The sequence below is a fragment of the Campylobacter concisus genome, from assembly GCF_902460715.1.
In the GTDB taxonomy this organism is placed as follows: Bacteria; Campylobacterota; Campylobacteria; order Campylobacterales; family Campylobacteraceae; genus Campylobacter_A; species Campylobacter_A concisus_AK.
On record NZ_CABPUX010000001.1, the window covers coordinates 394390 to 398229 of the forward strand.

At 35.5% G+C, this 3840-nt stretch carries 2 protein-coding genes and 1 tRNA gene; all 3 read right to left on the reverse strand.

The window, feature by feature from the left end:
• Positions 1-1867 (reverse strand): methyl-accepting chemotaxis protein (locus F3G91_RS01930; protein ID WP_149700984.1); only part of this gene is annotated, 1867 nt, incomplete at its 3' end.
• Positions 1868-2239: 372 nt separating this feature from the next.
• Positions 2240-3253 (reverse strand): bifunctional 3,4-dihydroxy-2-butanone 4-phosphate synthase/GTP cyclohydrolase II, encoded by a 1014-nt coding sequence (locus F3G91_RS01935; RefSeq protein ID WP_149700520.1) that lies wholly within the window; start codon positions 3251-3253, stop codon positions 2240-2242.
• A 509-nt stretch (positions 3254-3762) separates the two neighbouring features.
• A tRNA-Asp gene (locus tag F3G91_RS01940) sits at positions 3763-3839 on the reverse strand.
• Between the last annotated feature and the right edge of the window lies 1 nt (position 3840).

Here is a 3840-nt window from a genome sequence, read left to right on the forward strand (position 1 = left end):
GATTATCTATTTGAGCAACTGATTGATTTATCATATTTATTCCTTCACTTTGCTCTTTTATAGATTCACTCATCTCATTTATTGATTGAGCTAATACATTTGTATTTGCTTCTATCTCACCAAGTGATTTTTGAGTTCTTTCTGCTAGTTTTCTAACTTCATCAGCAACAACTGCAAACCCTCTACCATGCTCTCCTGCACGTGCAGCTTCTATTGCAGCATTAAGTGCTAGAAGGTTTGTTTGGTCTGCTATATCTCTAATGATAGTTATGATGTTTTTGATTTCATCACTTTGTCTTATAACATCAGCTGTCTTTTGAGAGATGGCATTCATTGAGCTAGACATTTGCTCAACTGCAGCAGCACTTTCTTGAAGCGAGCTTGCTTGAGTGCTAGCACCTTGCGTTAGCTCTTTCATAGCTGAAGCCAGAGTTGTAGCTTTTTCTTCAAGCATCTTGGCATCATTTAAATTTGAGTTTAGCATAGTGCAAATTACTTCACCCATATTTGATACTCCAAGTATCATAGCTTTTAGATCGGCTTCTAGCTCGTCATTTATCTCAACCTTTGCTGTAAAGTCATTTTTAGTATATGAGCTAAGAACATTTGTTATGCCCTTTAAATTTGCCGAGATAGATGTAAAGAATTTATTTAGTAGCTCTTTTAGTTCATTTAGTGATGGGTTGTTTGGAGTTGAGCCTATCTTTGCTCCAAGGTTTCCTTTGATCATCAAATTTGCTACCTTATTTAGCTCATCTATCATAGTGCTATCTTTTTTGATGCCAGCTATGACTTTGTCGATGTTCTCATTTATCGCCTTGCTCATCTCACCAAATTCGTCATTTGATCTTACCTCTAGCTTGTTTGGTGCTTTTGCTTCGTAAGTTACAAATTTAAATACATCATCAAGCTTAGACTGGATGATTTTTATAGGGTTAAGAGACTTTTTAAGTAAGAAATAGACAAATGCTGAGAGGATAACGATAAATAGCACTGCGAGGATTAGCTGGATCTTTAGGAGGGGCATAGTCTGGCTCGTGAAAGTATCGGCATTTATCGCAGCAACTGCGAGCCACCCATCGTCGTTTATAGGTAAAATTTTAGCCAAGACATTTTCGTTTTTCGCATTTTTATAAGAGATTAGTCCGTTTTCATCAAAGTCTTTACTTGCAAATTTAGCAGCCAAGGTCTTAGTCGTTTCAACAGAACTATTTATAAGACTTTCGTCCTCATGTAACAAGATAACACCATCTTTGTCCATAAAATAGACATAGCCAAACTCAGTTTTACCCATCTTTAGAAGCTTTTTACTTAAAAGCCTGATATTAACATCAGTAAATGTAGCTCCCGCAAGCTTGCCGTCCTCTACTATCGGTGTAGAGAAAGTCATGCACAGATCGTGCTCTGGAGCGACCATGTCTATATATGGCTTTGTAAAGATGGTTTTTCCACTACTCTTTGCGGCGATATACCAGCCCCTACCCCTTGGTTCGTATTTATCTTTTTCTGGGGTTAAGGTTTTACCATTTGAGCCATAAGTATAGCCGTTGCTCTCTGCTGCAAAATAAGCACCTATGACTATTGATTTTAAATTTTCTTTTGTAGATTTTAAACGAGCAAGAATTTCATCTTCTCTACCGATACTACCTGCTAGCTTGTTTGCAAGCTTTTGCGAGTCCTCCATGTAGTCATCAATAAAACTTTGCGTCACAGACTTTATGTCAGATAGAATTTGATCTTGGTTTTGGCTGATCAGCTTCACCACCTCCTCTTTTGCGTTAAAGTAGCTAACAGCCGACATCGCAGCAAAACATACACTCAAAAGAACAATAAGCGTCAATGCGATCTTGTTTGATATAGATCTCATTTCATCCTCCTTGTGAAATATTAGTAGAATTATATTATTTAAAATATAAATTTAATCTTTTGTTTTAAATAATATTTTATATTAAATAATGATTAAATCTATAAAAATAACGTAAATTAGCAATATAATAAAAATTTTTTAATTAAATTTGATTTATTTTATAAAATATATTTGAAGTAAAATATTTAATTTTTAACATTAAACTGGTTTATGAACTAAATTTATGCTAGATAAACTTAAACAAAAGAGAAACTTCTTAAAATTTTACATGTAACGAGAGTTTAAATTTGTGAATGATCTGCGAAATTTAACCTAAAAAGTATTATAAAATTTAGCCAGAGACCAAGCCGAACTGGCTAAATTTGGTGATATTTAAATTCCTTTATAGCCAACTATATTTAGCCCAAAACCAGCTAAGCTTACAAATTCTTTATTTTTATTTGAGCTTAGAAGCTCGATATCCTTTACGCCAAAGTGATTTAAAATTTGCGCTCCGATGCCGTAGTCTTTGCTTGTGTTTGAGTTGTCGCTATCTAAAAAGATCAAAATTCCACCATTTTGGCTTAGAAATTTGATGGTTTTTAAAAGCTCTTCGTATTTTGGACTGCTCAAAAGCTCATGATCGGCTAGTATCTTTTGAAATTTGACATTTGCCTTGCTCTTTAGCTCGCCAAAAAGATAAGCTGAGTGGATTTTACCTTTGTGGTCGGTGATATCGTATCTTGTGGCCGCGTAGTCTGCGATCTTGACATCACTTTTTTCGCCAACTCTTATGAGGCTTTCATGGCTTAGTCTATACTCGACCAGATCAGAAACGCTGATCATATTTAGCCCAAATTTCTTACAAAACTCCTCTAAATAATCGCGCCTTGCCATGGTGCCATCTTCTTTTACGATCTCGCATATCGAAGCCATCGGGCTAACGCCAGCGAGCTTACAAAGATCGACTGAGCCCTCGGTGTGTCCTGTGCGAACGAGCACGCCGCCATTTTTAGCGATGAGTGGGAATATGTGTCCTGGGCGCACGAAGTCTTCAGGCTTTGAGCTAGCATCAGCCGCAAGCCTGATCGTCATATCGCGCTCGTATGCGCTAACGCCAGTTGTTGCGTCTTTTGCGTCGATCGTGACCGTAAATGCTGTCTCGTGGCTCGATGTGTTTTTGGCTACCATTAGCGGCAGGTCAAGCCTTTTAGCATTTGCTTCGTCCATCGCGAGACAGAGTACGCCCTTTGCATGAGTGATAGCAAAATTTACCTTTTGCATGTCGCTGCTAGCTGCTGAAAAGACTAGATCGCCCTCGTTTTCGCGGTCCTCGTCATCGACCATTACGACCATTTTGCCATTTTTTATATCCTCAATCGCTCTTAATACATTTTCAAGTGCCATAATTGTCCTTTTATAAATTTTTACGATTATATTGATATTTTGATAATCAAAAGATAAAAATAATATTTTTTCTTTGCCAGTAATCACTTTTGAGAAAAAATAGAATTTACACCAAATTTTAAGCTTTTGAGGTTGATATTAGCCATTTGGCAGGATAAAAATTTATATGTATATTTGCGCGATAAAACAAATTTTGACTTTAAATTTTAAAATATGCCTTAATGTCAAGCAACAACAAGTTGTTATTTTAGCTTATTAATAGCACTATAAAGATAATTGAAACTTAAATATTATTCATTTAGAAAATCGAGTGAAATTTATGCTGTTATCGTTGCTTTAGCTATAAAAGCTAAAAATTTTAATAGAAAAATATATTTTAAATTATTCTAAAGACAATATTTTATGTATTATTTTACATATTATTTAACAAAATATTTTTATAAAAATTTGCATTAAATTTAAAAAATAAAGACAAAAATAAAAAAAATATGAAAAATTTAAAAAGTAGATGGCGCAGCGGACGGGGCTCGAACCCGCGACCTCCGCCGTGACAGGGCGGCATTCTAACCAACTGAACTACCGCTGCA